Annotated in this window: 25 protein-coding genes; 13 read left to right on the forward strand and 12 right to left on the reverse strand. The window is 61.6% G+C overall.

Annotated elements, in window-relative coordinates; translation table 11 throughout:
• Positions 1 to 115: 115 nt before the first annotated feature.
• A complete protein-coding gene (locus OGV19_RS18880; RefSeq protein WP_264310141.1) occupies positions 116 to 1,396 on the reverse strand; it encodes a CynX/NimT family MFS transporter in 1,281 nt (426 codons plus the stop codon).
• A gap of 14 nt (positions 1,397 to 1,410) precedes the next feature.
• Complete coding sequence (locus OGV19_RS18885; protein ID WP_264310142.1) at positions 1,411 to 2,061, reverse strand: FadR/GntR family transcriptional regulator; 651 nt, start codon at positions 2,059 to 2,061, stop codon at positions 1,411 to 1,413.
• A 138-nt stretch (positions 2,062 to 2,199) separates the two neighbouring features.
• On the opposite strand from OGV19_RS18885, the gene OGV19_RS18890 reads away from it, so the two are divergent.
• The gene (locus OGV19_RS18890; protein WP_264310143.1) at positions 2,200 to 3,381 is read left to right on the forward strand and encodes an alkaline phosphatase family protein; all 1,182 of its coding nucleotides are present in this window, start codon (positions 2,200 to 2,202) and stop codon (positions 3,379 to 3,381) included.
• 96 nt (positions 3,382 to 3,477) lie between these two features.
• Here OGV19_RS18890 and hisC read toward each other — a convergent pair whose 3' ends face one another.
• The 10 genes from hisC to OGV19_RS18940 all read right to left on the reverse strand — a co-directional run bounded on the left by hisC (position 3,478) and on the right by OGV19_RS18940 (position 11,421).
• Positions 3,478 to 4,524 (reverse strand): histidinol-phosphate transaminase, encoded by a 1,047-nt coding sequence (gene hisC / locus OGV19_RS18895; RefSeq protein ID WP_264310144.1) that lies wholly within the window; start codon positions 4,522 to 4,524, stop codon positions 3,478 to 3,480.
• Positions 4,525 to 4,526: 2 nt separating this feature from the next.
• On the reverse strand, positions 4,527 to 5,852 hold the full coding sequence (gene hisD, locus OGV19_RS18900; protein ID WP_264310145.1) for a histidinol dehydrogenase: 1,326 nt from the start codon (positions 5,850 to 5,852) through the stop codon (positions 4,527 to 4,529).
• A gap of 134 nt (positions 5,853 to 5,986) precedes the next feature.
• Positions 5,987 to 6,622: an ATP phosphoribosyltransferase gene (hisG, locus tag OGV19_RS18905; protein ID WP_264310146.1), complete on the reverse strand. Its 636-nt coding sequence runs from the start codon at positions 6,620 to 6,622 to the stop codon at positions 5,987 to 5,989.
• Positions 6,623 to 6,725: 103 nt separating this feature from the next.
• Positions 6,726 to 7,991 (reverse strand): UDP-N-acetylglucosamine 1-carboxyvinyltransferase, encoded by a 1,266-nt coding sequence (gene murA / locus OGV19_RS18910; protein ID WP_264310147.1) that lies wholly within the window; start codon positions 7,989 to 7,991, stop codon positions 6,726 to 6,728.
• A 23-nt stretch (positions 7,992 to 8,014) separates the two neighbouring features.
• Positions 8,015 to 8,254 carry a BolA family protein gene (locus OGV19_RS18915; protein WP_003255121.1) on the reverse strand — a complete coding sequence of 80 codons (240 nt, stop codon included), beginning with the start codon at positions 8,252 to 8,254 and terminating at the stop codon, positions 8,015 to 8,017.
• A gap of 119 nt (positions 8,255 to 8,373) precedes the next feature.
• On the reverse strand, positions 8,374 to 8,676 hold the full coding sequence (locus OGV19_RS18920; protein WP_264310148.1) for an STAS domain-containing protein: 303 nt from the start codon (positions 8,674 to 8,676) through the stop codon (positions 8,374 to 8,376).
• Positions 8,673 to 9,320, reverse strand: a complete 648-nt coding sequence (locus OGV19_RS18925) for an MlaC/ttg2D family ABC transporter substrate-binding protein (RefSeq protein WP_264310149.1) — start codon at positions 9,318 to 9,320, stop codon at positions 8,673 to 8,675. Before OGV19_RS18925 ends, OGV19_RS18920 begins: the two co-directional genes overlap by 4 nt.
• 9 nt (positions 9,321 to 9,329) lie before the next feature.
• On the reverse strand, positions 9,330 to 9,815 hold the full coding sequence (gene mlaD / locus OGV19_RS18930) for an outer membrane lipid asymmetry maintenance protein MlaD (RefSeq protein WP_016501327.1): 486 nt from the start codon (positions 9,813 to 9,815) through the stop codon (positions 9,330 to 9,332).
• Positions 9,815 to 10,612 carry a lipid asymmetry maintenance ABC transporter permease subunit MlaE gene (gene mlaE / locus OGV19_RS18935; protein ID WP_114167698.1) on the reverse strand — a complete coding sequence of 266 codons (798 nt, stop codon included), beginning with the start codon at positions 10,610 to 10,612 and terminating at the stop codon, positions 9,815 to 9,817. The genes mlaD and mlaE overlap by 1 nt, the downstream gene beginning before the upstream one ends.
• A complete protein-coding gene (locus OGV19_RS18940; protein ID WP_264310150.1) occupies positions 10,612 to 11,421 on the reverse strand; it encodes an ATP-binding cassette domain-containing protein in 810 nt (269 codons plus the stop codon). Before OGV19_RS18940 ends, mlaE begins: the two co-directional genes overlap by 1 nt.
• A 248-nt stretch (positions 11,422 to 11,669) precedes the next feature.
• Here OGV19_RS18940 and OGV19_RS18945 point away from each other — a divergent pair, with 248 nt between their 5' ends.
• The 12 genes from OGV19_RS18945 to OGV19_RS19000 all read left to right on the forward strand — a co-directional run bounded on the left by OGV19_RS18945 (position 11,670) and on the right by OGV19_RS19000 (position 19,449).
• Positions 11,670 to 12,644, forward strand: a complete 975-nt coding sequence (locus OGV19_RS18945) for a KpsF/GutQ family sugar-phosphate isomerase (RefSeq protein WP_264310151.1) — start codon at positions 11,670 to 11,672, stop codon at positions 12,642 to 12,644.
• The gene (locus OGV19_RS18950) at positions 12,645 to 13,169 is read left to right on the forward strand and encodes a KdsC family phosphatase (protein ID WP_264310152.1); all 525 of its coding nucleotides are present in this window, start codon (positions 12,645 to 12,647) and stop codon (positions 13,167 to 13,169) included.
• Positions 13,170 to 13,177: 8 nt separating this feature from the next.
• The gene (lptC, locus tag OGV19_RS18955) at positions 13,178 to 13,750 is read left to right on the forward strand and encodes an LPS export ABC transporter periplasmic protein LptC (RefSeq protein WP_264310153.1); all 573 of its coding nucleotides are present in this window, start codon (positions 13,178 to 13,180) and stop codon (positions 13,748 to 13,750) included.
• Positions 13,737 to 14,261 (forward strand): lipopolysaccharide transport periplasmic protein LptA, encoded by a 525-nt coding sequence (gene lptA, locus OGV19_RS18960; protein ID WP_264310154.1) that lies wholly within the window; start codon positions 13,737 to 13,739, stop codon positions 14,259 to 14,261. The genes lptC and lptA overlap by 14 nt, the downstream gene beginning before the upstream one ends.
• Positions 14,262 to 14,987, forward strand: a complete 726-nt coding sequence (gene lptB, locus OGV19_RS18965) for an LPS export ABC transporter ATP-binding protein (RefSeq protein ID WP_033701098.1) — start codon at positions 14,262 to 14,264, stop codon at positions 14,985 to 14,987.
• A gap of 174 nt (positions 14,988 to 15,161) precedes the next feature.
• Positions 15,162 to 16,655 (forward strand): RNA polymerase factor sigma-54, encoded by a 1,494-nt coding sequence (locus tag OGV19_RS18970; RefSeq protein ID WP_264310155.1) that lies wholly within the window; start codon positions 15,162 to 15,164, stop codon positions 16,653 to 16,655.
• Between the two features lie 79 nt (positions 16,656 to 16,734).
• Complete coding sequence (gene hpf / locus OGV19_RS18975; protein WP_264310156.1) at positions 16,735 to 17,043, forward strand: ribosome hibernation-promoting factor, HPF/YfiA family; 309 nt, start codon at positions 16,735 to 16,737, stop codon at positions 17,041 to 17,043.
• A gap of 12 nt (positions 17,044 to 17,055) precedes the next feature.
• Complete coding sequence (gene ptsN / locus OGV19_RS18980) at positions 17,056 to 17,520, forward strand: PTS IIA-like nitrogen regulatory protein PtsN (protein ID WP_264310157.1); 465 nt, start codon at positions 17,056 to 17,058, stop codon at positions 17,518 to 17,520.
• Between the two features lie 2 nt (positions 17,521 to 17,522).
• The gene (rapZ, locus tag OGV19_RS18985) at positions 17,523 to 18,377 is read left to right on the forward strand and encodes an RNase adapter RapZ (protein ID WP_264310158.1); all 855 of its coding nucleotides are present in this window, start codon (positions 17,523 to 17,525) and stop codon (positions 18,375 to 18,377) included.
• A gap of 20 nt (positions 18,378 to 18,397) precedes the next feature.
• Positions 18,398 to 18,670 carry an HPr family phosphocarrier protein gene (locus tag OGV19_RS18990; RefSeq protein WP_264310159.1) on the forward strand — a complete coding sequence of 91 codons (273 nt, stop codon included), beginning with the start codon at positions 18,398 to 18,400 and terminating at the stop codon, positions 18,668 to 18,670.
• Positions 18,671 to 18,764: 94 nt separating this feature from the next.
• Positions 18,765 to 19,136, forward strand: a complete 372-nt coding sequence (locus OGV19_RS18995; RefSeq protein ID WP_264310160.1) for a type II toxin-antitoxin system RelE/ParE family toxin — start codon at positions 18,765 to 18,767, stop codon at positions 19,134 to 19,136.
• Complete coding sequence (locus OGV19_RS19000; protein ID WP_264310161.1) at positions 19,129 to 19,449, forward strand: helix-turn-helix domain-containing protein; 321 nt, start codon at positions 19,129 to 19,131, stop codon at positions 19,447 to 19,449. Before OGV19_RS18995 ends, OGV19_RS19000 begins: the two co-directional genes overlap by 8 nt.
• Positions 19,450 to 19,473: the final 24 nt, after the last annotated feature.

Consider the following 19,473-nt stretch of genomic DNA (forward strand, 5'->3'; position numbering starts at 1 on the left):
CCGGCCCATTCGCGGGGCAAGCCCGCTCCCACAGGATGGTGGGGCTTTCAGGCACTGCGGGCTCCTGTGGGAGCGGGCTTGCCCCGCGAAAGGGCCAACACTGGCAAACCCAGTCTCAGACTTTTTCGCAGGTCACCTGCACATGCAACGCCCGCCCAGCCCCAAGCCCGAAAACAATGGCGCCAATGCCCAGCACAGCAAAGATCCACCCCACTGCCGCCCAGCCACCGGTGAGGTCGTGTACCAGCCCCACCGCAAATGGCCCCATGGACGCCAGGGTGTACCCGACCCCCTGCGCCATGCTCGACAGGTTCGCGGCCACATGCGCGTCTTTCGAACGCAGCACGATCAACGTCAGCGCCAGGGCAAACGTCCCGCCCTGCCCCAGGCCCAGCAGCACCGCCCACCCCCACAGCCCTGAAACGGGCGCATACAAGCAACCAAACAAACCGGCCAGGGTAACCAGCATGACAATCACGATGGCCAACCGCTGATCCTTGCCGCGCGTTGCCAGCCAAGGTGCACTGAGCGAGCTGATCAATTGCACGATCACCGACCCCGACAGCACCAGCCCCGCCTCGGTAGGGCTCAGGCCGCGGCCAATCAGAATCGAAGGCAACCAACCGAAGACGATATAGGCCAGCGAGGATTGCAGGCCCATGTACAAGGTCACCTGCCAGGCCAAAGGGTCGCGCCAAAGGCCACGCACCCGATAGGCAACCTTGTGCAGGCCATGCCCCTGCCGCGCCTGCGGCAGCCACACCAGCATGGCCAGCAGTGCCGGCACCGCCCAGAAGCCCAGCCCCAGCGCCCAGTTGCCGTCGTAGTGTTGGGCCAACGGCACCGTGGCGCCGGCCGCCATGGCCGCCCCCAGGCACAGGGCCATGGTGTACACACCGGTCAACGTACCGGCGTATTGCGGGAAGTCGCGCTTGACGATGCCCGGTAACAGCACGCCGATGATGCCGATACTGGCACCGGCCATGAGGCTGCCGAGGAACACCCCGATCGCCCCAAAGGCACTGCGCACCACAATGCCCAATGCCAAGGTCACGAGAATGCCGAGGATTACCCGCTCACTGCCAAAACGCCGTGCCAGGATTGGCGCTAGCGGCGCGAACAGGCCCAGACACAGCACCGGCAAGGTGGTCAGCAAGCCTGCCTGCGAGGCGCTCAGGCCCAGGCCCTCGGAGACCAGGCCCAATACCGGGGCCATGCTCGACAAGGCCGGGCGCAGGTTCAGCGCCACCAGCACCAGGCCCAGCAGCAGCAACCAGGGCCGGCGCAGCACCACGGGCTGCTGTTGAACCTGCTCGTCATCGGCTTCGGCGTCGATCAACAGTTCTTCGAGTTCCCGCTCGCCGGTGTGGGTGCTACGGGTGATTGATTCCGCCATGGGCCTTCTCGTGTTCAGGATTCGATGAGGGTTCGGCTCAGGCGCTTGGCCCGCTCCGAATCACGTTGTTCGATGGCGTCGAGGATCTCCCCGTGCAGATCGAACGTGGACTGGCAGCGCGGCACAGTGCTCATGTTGCGTTGCAGCGCGGCGGCCACCACGCCGGAAAAATACCGGTACAACTCACTCAATGCAGGGTTGTGGGCGGCATCCACCAGGCGCTGGTGAAACACCAGGTCGCAGGCCACATAGGTATCGATGTCACCGTGAAAGTGCCCGGCACTGCCTTCAAGGGCTTCGCGCAGGGCTTGCAGGTCTGCGTCGGTGCGGCGCAGCGCCGCCAGGCCGACGGCCTCGGTTTCGAGGATATGGCGGGTCTCCCGTGCCTGCTCCGGCGTGCAACGGGCCATCGCCTGCACAGCCATCAACGGGTCCTGGGCGGTACGCAGATAACTGCCATCGCCCTGCCTGATTTCCACCAGGCCACTGAACGCCAGCACGCGCATGGCCTCGCGCACGGTGTTGCGGCTTATGCCCAGTTCCTGGGCCAGCTCCGGCTCGGTCGGAAGGCGCTGCCCAACCTGCCAGTCGCCCTTGAGGATGCGCTCGCGCATGCGCTCTACGGCAAGTTCGACCAGGGAACGCTTGGTCAACTCTACGCTCATCACATTCAACCAATCATCCGATGAATTGACGCAGCTTAATGGATAGCCTTCTGGACGGCAAACCACCTGTTATTTCTGCCAGTTGTGAGCAGAGCGCTTTATTGCAACGCTCGCTGCAACGTTCCCGGATGCCTCTCCATGCCACTATCACGCTTGCTACTGATGACATGGGTGCTGCTGGCAGGTTGCGACCCCGCATCTAACGCCCCCCAACCGAAAACCTTGATCGTCGCCATGGAAGGCGTGCAGCTCGACCACTACGAAGCGCTGGGTGACGCCACCAATCTGAAGCAACGCCTGTATTACGCCAGCGCCTACACCGGCGGCATCACTGGCCTGGCCAGCGAACAGCCAACAGTCAGCGGGCCAGGCTGGATCACCTTGCTGACCGGGGTCTGGAGCAACAAACATGGCGTTGATTCGAATGCCGAGTCACTGCGGGTCGACCCGGCTTTTCCAAGCCTGTTCAAGCGGCTTCGCCAGGCGCTGCCGACCGCCTACCTGTCCAGCGTGGTCAACTGGTCGCCGATCAATACCGCGTTCCTGCTCGAAGATACCCATGGCAATGATGTGCGCGAAAGCGGCTTATCCGATGTGCAGGTCACCGAGCGCGCGCTGGAAATTCTCGGTAACACACCCGGCGACTTCACCTTCATCCAACTAGGCGAACCGGATAAGGCAGGCCATGACGGGGGGTTCGACGCGCACTACCAAGAGGCGCTGCGCGAAGCCGACAGCCAATTAGGGCAACTGCTGGACAAGATCGACGAGCGGCGCCGCAACCATCCGCGAGAAGACTGGCTGGTAATCGTCAGTACCGATCATGGCCGCGACTATTGGGGCAAAGGCCACGGAGGCGTCACGGAGCAGGAAAAGACCATCTTCATCGCCAGCAACAAACCGTTGAACGAAGAACTGACCCAGCCCAGCATCCCGGAGGAAAAACCAGGGCCGAACAACCTGTATCGCCTTGCCGCGCAGACTTCTGTGGCGCCCACTGTCCTGCGCCATATGGGCCTGGCACTGCAACCGCAATGGCTTCTGGACGGCACACCCCTGCTGGGGGGTACGGGTGTTCGCAAAGCCAGGGCCGATGAAGCCAATGCCCGACTGCGCTGGCACAGTACCGCCAAGGGTTACCTGACCATCCTCAAGAATGGGCATGTGGTTGCACAAGTACCGGCCGCGGCCGAGCAATGGACCGACCCGGATGGCATGGATGACATCAACGATTATGTGCTGATACTCGATGGCACCCCTGCAGCAGTGCGCAACAGGCCAGCCGGAAAACCCTACGGCATCGAGGAAGTCGCCTACTGAGGTCCGTCTTTCAACCCTGAAAGCAAAAACCCCACCTGGCAACCAGTGCCAGACGGGGTCGGATCGAAGCGCGTGGCTGCGTGAGCCACGCCTTGATCAGTTCAGCGCATCGAGCAATGCCTGGTTCATTTCCGGCGTACCGATGGTAATGCGCAGGAACTGGGCAATCCGCGCCTGCTTGAAGTGCCGCACGATCACACCCTGCTCACGCAGGCGAGCCGCCAACTCGGCCGCATCCTGCTGCGGGTGACGGGCGAAGATGAAGTTGGCCGCCGACGGCAGCACTTCGAAGCCTTTGGCCGTCAGTTGCTCGACCAGCACTTCACGGCTGGCGATCACCTTGCGGCAGGTTTCTTCGAAGTAGGCACGGTCTTCGAACGCCACGGCCGCGCCGACGATCGCCGCACGGTCCAGGGGGTAGGAGTTGAAGCTGTTCTTGATCCGCTCCAGCGCCTCGATCAGGTCCGGGTGGCCAACTGCCAGGCCAACGCGCAAGCCGGCCAGCGAGCGCGACTTGGACAGGGTCTGGGTCACCAGCAGGTTGTCGTAGCGGTCCACCAGGCTGATGGCGGTCTCGCCACCAAAGTCGATGTAGGCCTCATCCACCACCACCACCGAATCACGGTTGGCCTGCAGCAGTTGCTCGACGGCCTGCAACGGCATCAGGCAGCCGGTCGGCGCATTCGGGTTAGGGAAGATGATCCCTGCGTTAGGCTTTTTGTAGTCCTCGATACGGATCTGAAACTGCTCGTCCAACGCCACCTGCTCGAAGGCAATGCCATACAGGCCGCAGTAGACCGGGTAGAAGCTGTAGCTGATGTCCGGGAACAACAGCGGCGCGTCGTGCTGGAACAGGCCATGGAAGATGTGCGCCAGCACCTCGTCCGAACCGTTGCCGACAAAGACCTGCCCAGGGGTTACGCCATAGTACTCGGCCACCGCCTGCTTGAGCCGGTCACCATTCGGGTCCGGGTACAGGCGCAGGTTGTCGCTCAGCTCGCCGCGCATGGCCTCCAGCGCCTTGGGCGATGGGCCATAGGGGTTTTCGTTGGTGTTGAGCTTGACCAGGCGGGCCAGCTTGGGTTGCTCGCCCGGCACGTAAGGGACCAGGTCCTTGACGAAGGGGCTCCAGAATCGACTCATGCTCAGTTCCCCTTGTCTTGGGTCAGGATACGGTATTCGGCGCTGCGGGCGTGGGCGGTCAGCGACTCGCCACGGGCCAGGACCGAGGCGGTGTGACCCAGCTCGGATGCGCCCTGCTCGGAGCAGAAGATGATCGACGAACGCTTCTGGAAGTCATACACCCCCAGTGGCGAGGAAAAACGCGCGGTGCCAGAGGTCGGCAACACATGGTTGGGGCCTGCGCAGTAATCACCCAGCGCTTCGCTGGTGTGGCGGCCCATGAAAATGGCGCCGGCGTGGCGGATCTGCGGCAGCCAGGCCTGCGGGTCGGCGACCGACAGTTCCAGGTGCTCGGGGGCAATCCGGTTGGCCACTTCAATGGCCTGCTGCATGTCACGCACCTGAATCAGCGCACCACGGGCGTTGACCGACTTCTCGATGATCTCGGCACGTTCCATGGTCGGCAGCAGCTTGTCGATGCTGGCGGCAACGCGGTCGAGGAACTCGGCGTCCGGGCTGACCAGGATGGCCTGGGCGTCTTCGTCATGCTCGGCCTGGGAGAACAGGTCCATGGCGATCCAATCCGGATCGGTCTGGCCGTCACACACCACGAGAATTTCCGAAGGGCCGGCAATCATGTCGATACCGACCTGGCCAAACACGTGGCGCTTGGCGGTAGCCACGTAGATGTTGCCTGGGCCGACAATCTTGTCCACCTGCGGCACGCTCTCGGTGCCATAGGCCAGGGCGGCGACGGCCTGGGCACCGCCCACGGTGAACACACGGTCTACACCGGCAATGCAGGCGGCGGCCAGTACCAGTTCATTGACCTCGCCACGCGGGGTCGGCACCACCATCACCACTTCAGTCACGCCGGCGACCTTGGCCGGAATGGCGTTCATCAGCACCGAGGACGGGTACGACGCCTTGCCACCGGGCACATACAGGCCGGCGCGGTCCAGCGGCGTGACCTTCTGGCCCAGCACGGTGCCGTCGGCTTCGGTGTATTGCCAGGAATCCTGCTTCTGCCGCTCGTGGTAGATGCGCACGCGCTCGGCGGCTTTTTCCAGGGCGGCACGCTGGGCGTCGGTAATGCGCGTCAGGGCAAGCTCAAGGCGCTCACGCCCCAGAATCAGGTCGTCGATGGACTTGGCATCGACGCCATCGAAACGCTGGGTGAACTCGACCAGCGCCGCATCGCCGCGTTCGCGGACGGCTTTGATGATGTCGAGCACGCGCTGGTTGACCGCGTCATCGGACACACTTTCCCAGCTCAGCAGATGATCCAGATGTCGGGCGAAATCCGGGGCAGCAGCGTTGAGACGGGCAATTGCAGTGGACACGGTCATGGCGAGGGCCTCGATTATTAGCGAATGCTCAGGCGCCCTAGGCTACCAGTCCATCCGCGCGGGCACCCGAGAAAAGTGGCTATGACGCGGATAGACGGGCGCGACAGCGGAGGTCGCGCGCAGGAGGTAGAGTCTTAGCCGCGGTGTCGCGATTCGACGGCCTTGCGCAAGGTGTCGATCAGGCTTTGGATGCGGGCGTGCTGCATCTTCATGGAGGCCTTGTTGACCACCAGACGCGAGCTGATCGTGGCGATCATGTCTTGTGGCTCAAGGCCATTGGCGCGCAGGGTGTTGCCGGTGTCGACGACGTCGATGATCTTGTCAGCAAGGTTGATCAGCGGGGCAAGTTCCATCGAGCCGTACAGCTTGATGATATCGACCTGACGGCCCTGTTCGGCGTAGTAACGCTTGGCAACGTTGACGAACTTGGTGGCCACACGCAGACGGCCCTTGGGCTCCGGTGCGCCAACCACGCCAGCGGTCATCAGCTTGCAGCAGGCAATCTGCAGGTCCAGCGGCTCGTACAGGCCTTGGCCGCCGTACTCCATCAGCACGTCCTTGCCAGCCACACCGAGGTCGGCGGCGCCATGCTCGACATAGGTCGGCACGTCGGTGGCACGCACGATCAGCAGGCGCACATCGTCCTGCGTGGTGGGGATGATCAGTTTACGGCTCTTGTCCGGGTTCTCGGTCGGCACGATACCGGCCTCGGCCAGCAATGGCAGGGTATCGTCGAGAATTCGGCCTTTGGATAGCGCGATGGTCAACATGGGAAACGTCGGTCCTTAAGCGGCTACTGCCGGCCAGGTCATCGACCTGGCCGCATTCAATTCTTTATGTGGGAGCGGGCAAGCCCGCTCCCACAACAGATGATTAGCCCGGTACGCGACGAATCTTCGCGCCCAGCATCTGCAGTTTTTCCTCGATGCACTCGTAACCACGGTCGATGTGGTAGATGCGATCGATCAGGGTATCGCCCTCGGCAACCAGCGCCGACAGCACCAGGCTTGCGGAAGCACGCAGGTCGGTGGCCATTACCGGAGCACCTTTGAGCGCCTTGACGCCAGTGACGATGGCAGTGTTGCCTTCGACCTGGATCTGCGCGCCCATGCGGTGCATCTCGTAAACATGCATGAAACGGTTCTCGAAGATCGTCTCGATTACCGCGCCAGTGCCCTCGGCGATGGCGTTGAGCGAGATGAACTGCGCCTGCATGTCGGTCGGGAACGCCGGGTACGGAGCCGTACGCAGGTTCACAGCCTTGGGCCGCTTGCCGTGCATGTCCAGCTCGATCCAGTCTTCGCCGGTGTTGATGTCGGCGCCCGATTCCTTGAGTTTTTCCAGTACCGCTTCAAGGATGGTCGGGTCGGTGTCCTTGACCTTGACGCGGCCACCGGTGACGGCAGCGGCGACCAGGTAGGTGCCGGTTTCGATACGGTCGGGCATGACCCGGTAGGTGGCCGAGTGCAGGCGCTCGACGCCATCGATGGTGATGGTGTCGGTGCCGGCGCCCTGAACCTTGCCGCCCATGGCGTTGATGAAGTTGGCCAGGTCGACCACTTCAGGTTCACGCGCGGCGTTCTGCAGCACGCTGCGGCCGTTGGCCAGGGCAGCGGCCATCATGATGTTCTCGGTACCGGTCACGCTGACCGTGTCGAAGAAGAAGTGCGCACCGCGCAGGCCACCTTCAGGCGCCTTGGCCTTGATGTAGCCGCCTTCGACTTCGATCTTCGCGCCCATGGCTTCCAGGCCACGGATGTGCAGGTCGACAGGGCGCGAACCGATGGCGCAACCGCCAGGCAGGGCCACTTCGGCCTCACCGAAGCGAGCGACCATCGGGCCCAGTACCAGGATCGAGGCGCGCATGGTCTTGACCAGCTCGTACGGTGCGACCAGCGTCTTGATGGTACGCGGGTCGATTTCCACCGACAGCTTTTCGTCGATCACAGGCTCGATGCCCATGCGCCCGAACAGCTCGATCATGGTGGTGATGTCGTGCAGGTGCGGCAGGTTGCCCACGGTGACCGGGCCGTCAGCCAGCAGGGTCGCCGCCAGAATCGGCAGGGCCGCGTTCTTCGCGCCCGAAATGCGGATCTCGCCGTCAAGGCGAGCGCCGCCAGTAATAATCAGTTTGTCCATTGGAGTCTCGCCGCCAAGTTGGCTCAGGTGCGCTCAGCCCAGGCTGCGCTGCTGAAAAATTTCATGGTTACCGCATGGATGCTGCCATTGGCGATCCAGGGATTAAGGTGAGCATAGATCGCCTGCTGACGCTTGACCGGGCTCAGGCCAGCCAACTCGTCGCTGATCACGTTCAACTGGAAGTTGCAGCCTTCGCCTTCAACTTCGACCCGGGATCCCGGCAATTTTTCTTCAAGGAAGCTTTTAACTTCTACGGCCTGCATGCTCAACCTCAATCGGCGCCCGATGCGCACGGGTCGGCCATCATACAAAAAAGCCCCTCGCCTGCGAAGCCCACTGAGGGCGTGCGCTGACCGAGGGGCCATCTTTCAGTGCAAGGCCATCAACTGGCCAGCACTTCATCGAGGTCGTAGACCTCGGCAATTTCCCGCATATCGTCAGGCATACCGCGTACCTGGCAGGCCTTGCCGGCCGCCTGGGCGTCACGCATGAACGCCAGCAGCAGCGACAGGCCGACGCTGGACGATTTCGCAACAGCCGAGCAATCGAGCACCATCTGCGGCTCGCGCGAGGCGTCGATCAATGCCTTGCCTTGCTTGCGCAAGGCCGGGCCACTGCGATAGTCCAGCACGCCAGCCAGGCGCAGTACGCCCGGTTCGGCCATGCTTACCCCCGCCTCGCTCATTTCACTTCCTTGTCAGGCGAGCTGTCGGCGGCCTGCTTGGCCTTGGCCACTTCGCCGGCCCAGCCGTCGATGGTCTTGTCCAGGTTGTTGCCGTTGCGCTGCATGGCATCGGCGAACTGGTCACGGAACAGCTTGCCGATGTTGATGCCGTTGACGATGACGTTACGCACCTTCCACTCGCCGGCAATGTTCTCCAGGGTGTACTGCACCGGGTACACGGCACCATTGTTGCCAGTCACCTTCATGCCGACGCTGGCACGCTTGCCGTCATCGGCCTTGGCCGGATCGACGACGATGCCCTGGTTGTTGTACTCCAGCAAGGCATTGCCATAGAACTGCATCAGGCTGCGCTTGAAGTTGTCCTGAAAGCGCTGCATCTGCTCAGGCGTAGCTTTGCGCGAGTACTTGACGGTCATGATGCTGCGGGAAATGCCGTCAGCGTCCACCACCGGGCCCAGGATGCGGTTGAGCGCATCGTAGAAGGCGTTGGGGTTGGACTTGTACTGATCCTTGTTGGCCTTGAGGTCGCCAAGCAATTCGTTGGTCGTACCCTGAACCACATCGTGAGGCGTCTGCGCCGCCACGGTCAGCAGGGGGAAGGCCGCCAGCAGGACCAGCAGGCCACGTCGCAGGATCGAAATCATGGAAACTCCTTAATTAGCCGGTTGCGCTTCTTTCGGTTCCTTGCCAACGGAGTTGAGCAGGAACTTGCCAATCAGATCTTCCAGCACCAGAGCCGATTGGGTGTCGTGGATGGTCGCGCCGTCCTTGAGCACCTGATCTTCACCGCCCACGCTGATGCCGATGTACTTCTCGCCGAGCAACCCGGCGGTCAGGATCGAGGCAGTGGAGTCGGTCGGCAGGTTGTCGACGGTCTTGTCCAGCTGCAACGTCACCCGACCGGTGTAGGAATCACGGTCCAGATCGATGGCGGTGACCTTGCCGATGGTCACACCGGCCATGGTCACTTTAGCTCTGACCGTCAAACCGGCGATATTGTCGAAGTACGCATAAACTTTATAGGTGTCGCTGCTCGGGCTGGCCGACAGCCCGCTGACACGCAGGGCCAGCAGCAACAGCGCCAGGATCCCGGCCAGGAGGAACAGGCCGACACCGATTTCCAGGGTGCGGTTTTGCATCAGAAATCTCCAAACATCAAGGCGGTCAGAATAAAGTCCAGACCCAGGACTGCCAACGAGGCGTAGACCACGGTCTTGGTGGTGGCACGGCTGATCCCTTCTGAGGTGGGCTCACAGTCGTACCCCTGGAATACGGCAATCCAGGTCGTGACGAAGGCGAACACCAGGCTCTTGATCAACCCGTTCAACACGTCGTCGGTAAAGGAAACACTGTTCTGCATATTGGCCCAGAACGAGCCTTCGTAGACGCCCAGCCAGTCCACTGCAACCCAGGAACCACCCCAGATACCAACCACGCTGAAGATCAGCGCCAGCAGCGGCAGCGAGATGAACCCGGCCCACAGGCGCGGCGCGACGATGTACTTGAGCGGGTCGACGCCGATCATTTCCAGGCTCGACAGCTGTTCAGTGGATTTCATGTTGCCGATCTCGGCGGTCAGCGCAGAACCCGCGCGGCCGGCAAACAGCAAGGCGGTCACCACCGGCCCGAGTTCACGCAGCAGGGTCAGGGCAACCATCTGCCCGACCGCCTGCTCGGAGCCGTATTTGGTCAGGATGCTGTAACCCTGCAGGGCCAGCACCATGCCAATGAACACGCCGGAGACGACGATAATCGCCAGCGACAGCACGCCCACCGAGTACAACTGCTTGGTCAGCAGCTGGAAACCACCGCCAATGCCGCCACGCCCGATCAGCGCGTGGAACAGGAACAGACAGGAACGCCCGAGCACTGCCAGCACGTCGATCGCCGAGCGACCGAGCAGGCGAACCCGTTCGAGTAAGGATTTTCTGCGCATCAACGCGCTCCCAGCAGGTCGGCGCGGTAATCAGGCGCAGGAAAGTGGAAGGGAACCGGGCCGTCCGGATCGCCCTTCATGAACTGGCGAATACGCGGGTTGTCCGAGCCCATCAGTTCGTCGGGGGTGCCCTGCCCCAGCACCTGGCCATCACCGACCACGTAAATGTAGTCGGCAATGCTGGCGGTTTCGGCCAGGTCGTGGGAAACCACAATGCTGGTGATGCCCAACGCATCGTTGAGCAGGCGGATCAGGCGCACCAGCACACCCATGGCGATCGGGTCCTGGCCGACGAACGGTTCGTCGTACATGAGGATCTGCGGGTCCAGGGCAATCGCACGGGCGAGCGCCACCCGGCGCTTCATGCCGCCGGACAGCTCGTCTGGCATCAGGTCGATGGCGCCGCGCAGGCCGACGGCCTGCAGTTTCATCAACACGATGTCACGGATCATTTCTTCCGACAGCTGGGTATGCACGCGCAACGGGAAGGCGACGTTCTCGAACACATCAAGGTCGGTGAACAGCGCGCCACTCTGGAACAGCACGCCCATCTGCTTGCGCGCATCGAACAGATCGCTGCGCGACAGCGTCGGCAGGTTCTGCCCGGCGACCCATACCTCGCCACCGGACGGGCGCAGCTGCGCGCCCATCAGGCGTAGCAAGGTGGTCTTGCCGCAACCCGATGGCCCCATGATGCCGGTGACCTTGCCGCGCGGGATACGTATGTCGACATTGCTGAAAATGCTGCGCGAACCGCGCTTGAAGGTAAGCCCCTTCAACTCGACCGCGTAGGCGCTATCCACACTCATCTAGACTCCTTGCTAGTGCAGCCTCGTCCTAATTGACGCCGGCCCTCTTCTTGAAGGCACACGCGCCCCTGGCAGGCCGAATAGCGGCGAACTATAGCACCGCTGACAGCGCCGCCCCAAGGCCGGGGAACGAGTCGTTCAGCCCTCAGACAGGCTTTGATGACATTCGTCACAGCAATCGAAAGGGTGAGGGTTTCTTTCATTGCGGCTATAATCGCCGCCTTTTCATCAGGCATTGCTTTTTCGACATGAGCCAATCCAGCGAGCTGATCCAATCCGCCCAACGCACCCTGCGCCTGGAACTCGAGGCCGTAGAGGCCCTGCTTGCGCGCATCGACGACAATTTCGTCAAGGCCTGCGAACTGATCCTGGCAAGCAAGGGCCGGGTCGTCGTGGTTGGCATGGGCAAGTCCGGGCACATCGGCAACAAGATCGCCGCCACCCTGGCCAGCACTGGCACGCCTGCGTTTTTCGTACATCCGGCCGAGGCCAGCCATGGCGACATGGGCATGATCACCCGCGACGATGTCATCCTGGCCCTGTCGAATTCCGGCAGCACTGCCGAAATCGTCACCCTGCTGCCCTTGATCAAACGCCTGGGCATCAAGCTGATCAGCCTCACCGGCAACCCGGACTCACCCCTGGCCCAGGCCGCCGAGGTCAACCTCGACGCCCGTGTGGCCCAGGAAGCCTGCCCGCTGAACCTGGCGCCGACCTCCTCCACCACGGCATCGCTGGTACTGGGCGATGCCCTGGCGATCGCCCTGCTCGAAGCCCGCGGCTTCACCGCCGAGGACTTTGCCTTCTCGCACCCCGGTGGCGCGCTGGGCCGTCGCTTGCTGCTCAAGGTCGAGAATGTCATGCACAGCGGCGACGAGCTGCCTCAGGTGCCACGCGGTACCCTGCTCAAGGACGCCCTCCTTGAGATGTCTCGCAAAGGCCTGGGCATGACCGTGATCGTGGAGCCGAACGGCACACTGGCGGGGATTTTCACCGACGGCGACCTGCGCCGCAGCCTTGATCGCAACATCGACGTGCACACCACCCTGATCGACGAGGTGATGACCGTGCATGGCAAGACTGCCCGCGCCGAAATGCTCGCCGCCGAGGCCCTGAAAATCATGGAAGACCACAAGATCGGCGCCCTGGTGGTGGTGGACCGCGACGACCGGCCGACCGGTGCCCTCAACATGCATGACCTGCTGCGCGCCGGAGTGATGTAAATGAACCAGAATCTGATGCAACGCGGCAAGGCCATCAAGCTCGCCGTATTCGACGTCGATGGCGTGCTCACCGACGGTCGCCTGTATTTCCTCGAAGATGGCAGCGAGTTCAAGACCTTCAACACCCTCGACGGCCAGGGCATCAAGATGCTCATGGCCTCGGGTGTGACGACGGCGATCATCAGCGGGCGCAAGACGCCAGTGGTCGAGCGCCGGGCGAAGAACCTCGGTATTCCTCACCTTTACCAGGGCCGCGAGGACAAATTGGTGGTGCTTGACGGCCTGCTCGCCGAACTGGGCCTAAGCTATGATCAAGTCGCCTACCTGGGCGACGACCTGCCTGACCTGCCGGTGATTCGTCGCGTGGGCCTGGGCATGGCGGTGGCCAATGCCGCGCCGTTCGTTCGCCAGCACGCCCAAGGCGTAACCCAGGCTCGCGGCGGCGAAGGCGCCGCCCGTGAATTCTGCGAACTGATCATGCAGGCCCAGGGCACCCTGGACGCTGCCAACGCCAACTACCTGTAAGGCTGCCCATGTTCAGCAAGAAAGTCCGCAACGTTGCGCTGCTCGGGGTCATCGCCGCCCTGCTGGTGGCGATCGGCTACTGGAACGTCAGCCCGGAGAGCTTCCTCGACAAGCCGGTGAGCCAGGTCGATGACAGCGCCATCGACTACTACGCGACCAACGCCCACAGCCTGCAATTTCTGCCCGATGGCAAGCTGCAGTATGAAATGACCGCCGACAAGGTCGAGCACCTCAAGGCCAGCGAGATCACCCTGCTGACCACCCCCGACCTGCACATGTACCGTGGCACCGAGTACCCGTGGCACGTGCAGAGCGCCCGCGCCGAGGTCAACCCGGACGGCACCGAGGTCGAACTGATCGATAAGGTCCGCGTTGCCCGCATCGACGAAAAGCAGCGTGAGACCATCATTACCAGCTCACGCATGACTGTGTTCCCGCAGAAGCAATATGCGCAGACCGAGCAAGCCGTTAGAATCGACGGCGCCGGTGGCACAACTACGGGCAAAGGAATGAAAGCGTATTTGAAAGAAAGCAGGATGGACCTGCTCTCTAACGTAAGAGGACAGTATGAGGCTCGTTAAAACCCTCCCCCTTTTGCTCAGCCTGAGCGCAGCACTGGGAAGCGCGAGCGCCTTCGCACTGCCGAACGACCGTGATCAGCCGATCCGCATCCAGGCCGACCAGGCCCACCTGGATGACAAGCAAGGCGTAGCCACCTACACCGGCGACGTGGTCATTACTCAGGGCTCGATGATGATCAAAGGCAACACCGTGACCATCACCCGCTCCGCCTCCGGCGACATCGATGTGGTGACCTCGGTGGGCAACCTGGCCTACTTCGAGCAGCAGCAGAGCGCAGCCAAGCCGGACAAGATGAAAGGCTGGGGCGTGACTATCCAGTACCAGTCGCAGAAGGACCTGGTGATTCTCACCGACCGCGCCAAGGTCGAGAACGAAGGCAACACCACCGAAGGCGAGAAGATCGTCTACAACACCCAGACCCAGGTGGCAACCGCCGGCCGTGGTGGCAACGTGACTACACCGCGTCAGCGTATCGACATGGTGATCCAGCCCAAGAAGAAGGCCGAGTAAATGGCAACCCTCAAAGCCCAGCACCTGGCCAAGAGCTACAAGGGTCGGCAGGTCGTGCGCGATGTCAGCCTGTCGATCGACAGTGGCCAGATCGTCGGCCTGCTCGGCCCCAACGGCGCCGGCAAGACCACCTGCTTCTACATGATCGTCGGCCTGGTCCAGGCTGAGCAAGGGCGCGTGCTGATCGACAACCTCGATGTCAGCCACCAGCCCATGCATGGTCGCGCTCGCGCCGGTATCGGCTACCTGCCGCAGGAAGCCTCGATCTTCCGCAAGCTGTCGGTAGCCGATAACATCATGGCGATCCTCGAGACCCGCAAGGAGCTCGACCGCGATGGCCGCCGCAAGGAGCTGGAGAGCCTGCTGCAGGAGTTCCACATCAGCCACATTCGCGACAACCTCGGCATGAGCCTCTCGGGTGGCGAACGCCGCCGTGTCGAGATCGCCCGAGCCCTGGCGACCGCACCCAAGTTCATCCTGCTGGACGAACCCTTCGCCGGCGTCGACCCGATTTCCGTCGGCGACATCAAGCAGATCATCCACCACCTCAAGGCCAAGGGCATCGGCGTACTGATCACCGACCACAACGTGCGTGAGACGCTGGATATTTGCGAAACCGCCTATATCGTCAATGATGGCCGACTGATCGCCGAAGGCGATGCCGAAACCATCCTGGCCAACGACCTGGTCAAAGAGGTTTACCTGGGTCACGAGTTCCGACTCTGACCCCGGGACGCACCTGGAGCACTGGCAAATCGCCCGTATTGGGGTTTAAGTTGTTACGGTGCTCTAGGCAAACGCTACAATTTAAGGCATAAAACTTGCTTGAAATGGCGCTCCGGCGCCCTCGTGTAGTGGATGGCGCATGCGCGCCGGCGAACAAGGTATTAAGCCCCTGCCATGAAACCATCGCTCGTCCTAAAAATGGGCCAGCAACTGACGATGACTCCTCAGTTGCAACAGGCCATCCGCCTCCTCCAGCTCTCCACCCTGGACCTCCAACAGGAAATCCAGGAAGCGCTGGAGTCCAATCCGATGCTCGAACGTCAGGAAGACGGCGAAGACTTCGACAACAGCGACCCGATGGCGGACAACGCCGAAAACAAGCCGGCCGCCGAAGTCCAGGACAACAGCTTCCAGGAAAGCACTTCAAGTGCCGAAAACCTGGAGGACGGTGAGTGGAGCGAGCGAATCCCCAACGAGTTACCCGTCGATACCGCCTGGGAAGACATCTACCAGACCAGCGCCAGCAGCCTGCCAAGCAACGATGATGACGAGTGGGACTTCACCACCCGCACATCGGCCGGCGAGAGCCTGCAAAGCCACCTGTTGTGGCAACTGAACCTGGCACCGATGTCCGACACCGATCGCCTGATCGCCGTCACCCTGATCGACAGCATCAATGGCCAGGGCTACCTGGAAGACACCCTCGAAGAAATCTGCGCCGGTTTCGACCCTGAACTGGATATCGAGCTGGACGAGGTCGAAGCGGTGCTGCACCGCATCCAGCAATTCGAGCCTGCCGGCATTGCTGCACGCAACCTTGGCGAATGCCTGCTGCTGCAACTGCGCCAGCTACCGGCCAGCACACCTTGGATGGCCGAGGCCAAACGCCTGGTCACCGACTTCATCGACTTGCTTGGCAGCCGCGATTACAGCCAACTGATGCGGCGCATGAAGATCAAGGAAGACGAGCTGCGCCAAGTCATCGAACTGGTGCAAAGCCTCAACCCGCGCCCCGGCTCACAGATCGAATCGAGCGAGCCCGAGTACGTGGTGCCCGACGTCATCGTGCGCAAGGACAGTGACCGCTGGCTGGTGGAACTGAACCAGGAAGCCATCCCGCGGCTGCGCGTCAACCCGCAGTACGCAGGCTTTGTCAGGCGCGCCGACACCAGCGCCGACAACACCTTCATGCGCAACCAACTGCAGGAAGCGCGCTGGTTCATCAAGAGCCTGCAGAGCCGCAACGAAACCCTGATGAAGGTCGCCACGCAGATCGTCGAGCATCAACGCGGCTTCCTCGACCATGGCGACGAAGCGATGAAGCCTTTGGTCCTGCATGACATTGCCGAAGCCGTGGGCATGCACGAGTCGACCATTTCGCGGGTTACCACGCAGAAATACATGCACACGCCTCGCGGCATCTACGAACTGAAATACTTTTTCTCAAGCCACGTCAGCACCGCCGAAGGCGGAGAATGCTCGTCCACGGCGATCCGCGCGATCATCAAGAAACTGGTTGCGGCGGAAAATCAGAAAAAGCCATTGAGTGACAGCAAGATCGCTGGTTTACTGGAGGCACAAGGCATCCAGGTAGCCCGTCGCACCGTCGCCAAGTACCGCGAGTCTCTCGGCATTGCACCGTCGAGCGAGCGCAAGCGACTGATGTAGCCCCTGGGGTGTGCCACAGCGTTTTTGGGGCAGGTGCAAGACTTGCCTCTTTATGCACGGGCAATAAAGGAGAAGCTGTATGCAAGTCAATATCAGTGGACAGCATGTAGAAGTCACCCAGCCGCTGCGCGAATACGTGCTTGAAAAGCTCGCCCGCTTGGAGGGTCACTTCGACAAGATCACCAATGTGACTGTCATCATGAAAGTCGAGAAGCTGCAGCAAAAGGTCGAAGCGACCCTGCAGATTCCAGGCGGCGAAGTGGTTGCCAACGCCGAACACGAAGACATGTATGCAGCAATTGACGCCTTGACCGACAAGCTCGACCGCCAACTGAAAAAACACAAGGAAAAACAGCAAAGCCTGCTGCAAGGTGCAGCTGCTCGCTGATCCCCCTCATCCATGATCCGACTTGAAACCATCCTGACCCCCGGCCGTTCCCTCGTGAACGTGCCGGGCGGCAGTAAGAAGCGCGCCCTCGAAAAGGTCGCCACCGTCATCGCCGAACAAGTGCCAGAGTTGGAGATGCAAGACGTCTTCGAAAAACTGGTCGCCCGTGAAAAACTCGGTTCGACCGGGTTCGGCAACGGCATCGCCATCCCCCACTGCCGTCTCCACGGATGTACCGCTCCGGTCAGCGCATTGCTGCACCTGGAAGCGCCGATCGAATACGACGCCATCGATGGCGCGCCTGTGGACCTGCTGTTTGTCCTGCTGGTGCCCGAAGCTGCCACCGATGCGCACCTGGAACTGCTGCGCCAGATCGCCAGCATGCTCGATCGCAAAGAGGTTCGTGATCGTCTGCGTGCCGCCAGCAGTAACGAGGCCCTGTACCAGGTTGTCCTGGACGTACAGAACGAGCACTGAACATGCGCCTGATCATCGTCAGCGGCCGGTCCGGCTCCGGCAAGAGCACCGCCCTCGATGTCCTGGAAGACAACGGTTTCTATTGCATCGACAACCTGCCCGCCGGGCTGCTACCGCAGTTGGCGGAAAATGCGTTGATCAATACCGAATTGCTGCAACCCAAGGTGGCCGTGTCGATTGACGCGCGCAACCTGCCCAGCCACCTGACGCGTTTCCCCGAGCTGCTCGAAGAAGCGCGTGCCCGGCATATCAAGTGCGACGTTCTGTACCTGGACGCCGACGAAGACACGCTGCTCAAACGCTTCTCCGAGACCCGTCGGCGCCACCCGCTGACCAATGCCAACCGCTCCCTGGCAGAAGCGATCCGTGTGGAAAGCGATATGCTGGGGCCGATCTCGGACCTGGCTGACCTGAAGATCGACACCACCAGCCTCAATCTTTATCAACTGCGTGATTCGATCAAGCTGCGCCTGCTCAACCAGCCCGAGCCCGGTACCGCGTTCCTGGTCGAATCGTTCGGCTTCAAGCGTGGCATGCCGGTCGATGCTGACCTGGTGTTCGACGTGCGCTGCCTGCCCAACCCGTACTGGAAGCCCGAGCTGCGCGAGCACTCCGGCCTCGATCAACCCGTGATCGACTACCTCGCCGCCCAGCCGGATGTCGAAGACATGTTCAACGACATTTCCAGCTACCTGCTCAAATGGCTACCCCGCTTCGCCGCCAGCAACCGCGCCTATGTCACCATCGCCATCGGCTGCACCGGCGGCCATCACCGGTCGGTGTACCTGACCGAACGCCTTGGCCAGTTGCTGCAGCAATCACTGAAAAACGTCCAGGTCCGCCACCGCGACCTCTAGCCCACAGGATCTGCCTCACGATGCCCGCCCGCGAAATCACCATCATCAACAAGCTGGGCCTGCATGCCCGGGCGGCGGCCAAGTTCGTCGGCGTGGCCGGGCGTTTTCCTTGCCAGGTCCGGGTAGGCCGTGCGCCAGACAAGCTGGTGGACGGCAAGAGCATCATGGCGGTGATGATGCTCGCGGCGGGTAAAGGCACCCAGGTGCACCTGCTGACCGAAGGCGAACAGGACAATGACGCGCTGGACGCATTGGTTGAACTGATCAACAACTACTTCGACGAAGGCGAGTAAGCCCCTCCTCGCAGCAACATCCCTTGCCATTTTTCAGGATGACCATGAGTGCGTTTGTCTTTATACCTATATAGGTATAGATTAGGACGATGTCATGGATGCATACAAAGGTGTCAAACCGCTGTACTGGGTAGGGAGCAGCAAGAAGGATCTGCAGGGTGCTCCAAGGGATGTGCAAGATGTATTTGGCTTTGCCTTGTATCTGGCACAGGAAGGCGGAAAGCATTATCAAGCGAAAAGCCTGAGGGGCTTTGCCGGTGCAGGGGTATTGGAGGTAGTTGAAAACCACGATAGTGATACCTATCGCGCCATCTACACCGTGAACCTGGGCGGCGCAGTCTACGTACTGCATTGTTTCCAGAAAAAATCCAGCACGGGCATCAAAACCCCCAAACATGAAGTGGACTTGATCAAATCGAGACTCAAGCTCGCAATGGCTCACGCAAAAGGAACAAAACATGATTGAGATCGAAGAAGGCAGCACAAACGTCTATGCCGACCTCAACAGCCCAGACGCCAGCGAGATGCTGATCAAGGCTCACCTGGCCAGCAAGATCTGCAGCATCATCAAGGCACGCCACCTGACTCAAGTCCAGGCCGCGGCGGTACTCGGGCTCCCCCAACCCAAAGTCTCCGAAATGATGCGAGGGAAGTTTCGCGGCATCAGCGAAACCAAAATGATTGATTGCCTGGCACGCCTTGGCCGCGATATTCAGATTGTAGTGAAGGCAGCACCTCGTTCCCGGCGCGAAGGCCGCGTAGAAGTCATCTTTGCCTGAAAGCCGGCGAACGCCCTCGCGCAT

The sequence above is a fragment of the Pseudomonas putida genome, assembly GCF_025905425.1.
Lineage (GTDB): Bacteria > Pseudomonadota > Gammaproteobacteria > Pseudomonadales > Pseudomonadaceae > Aquipseudomonas > Aquipseudomonas putida_AF.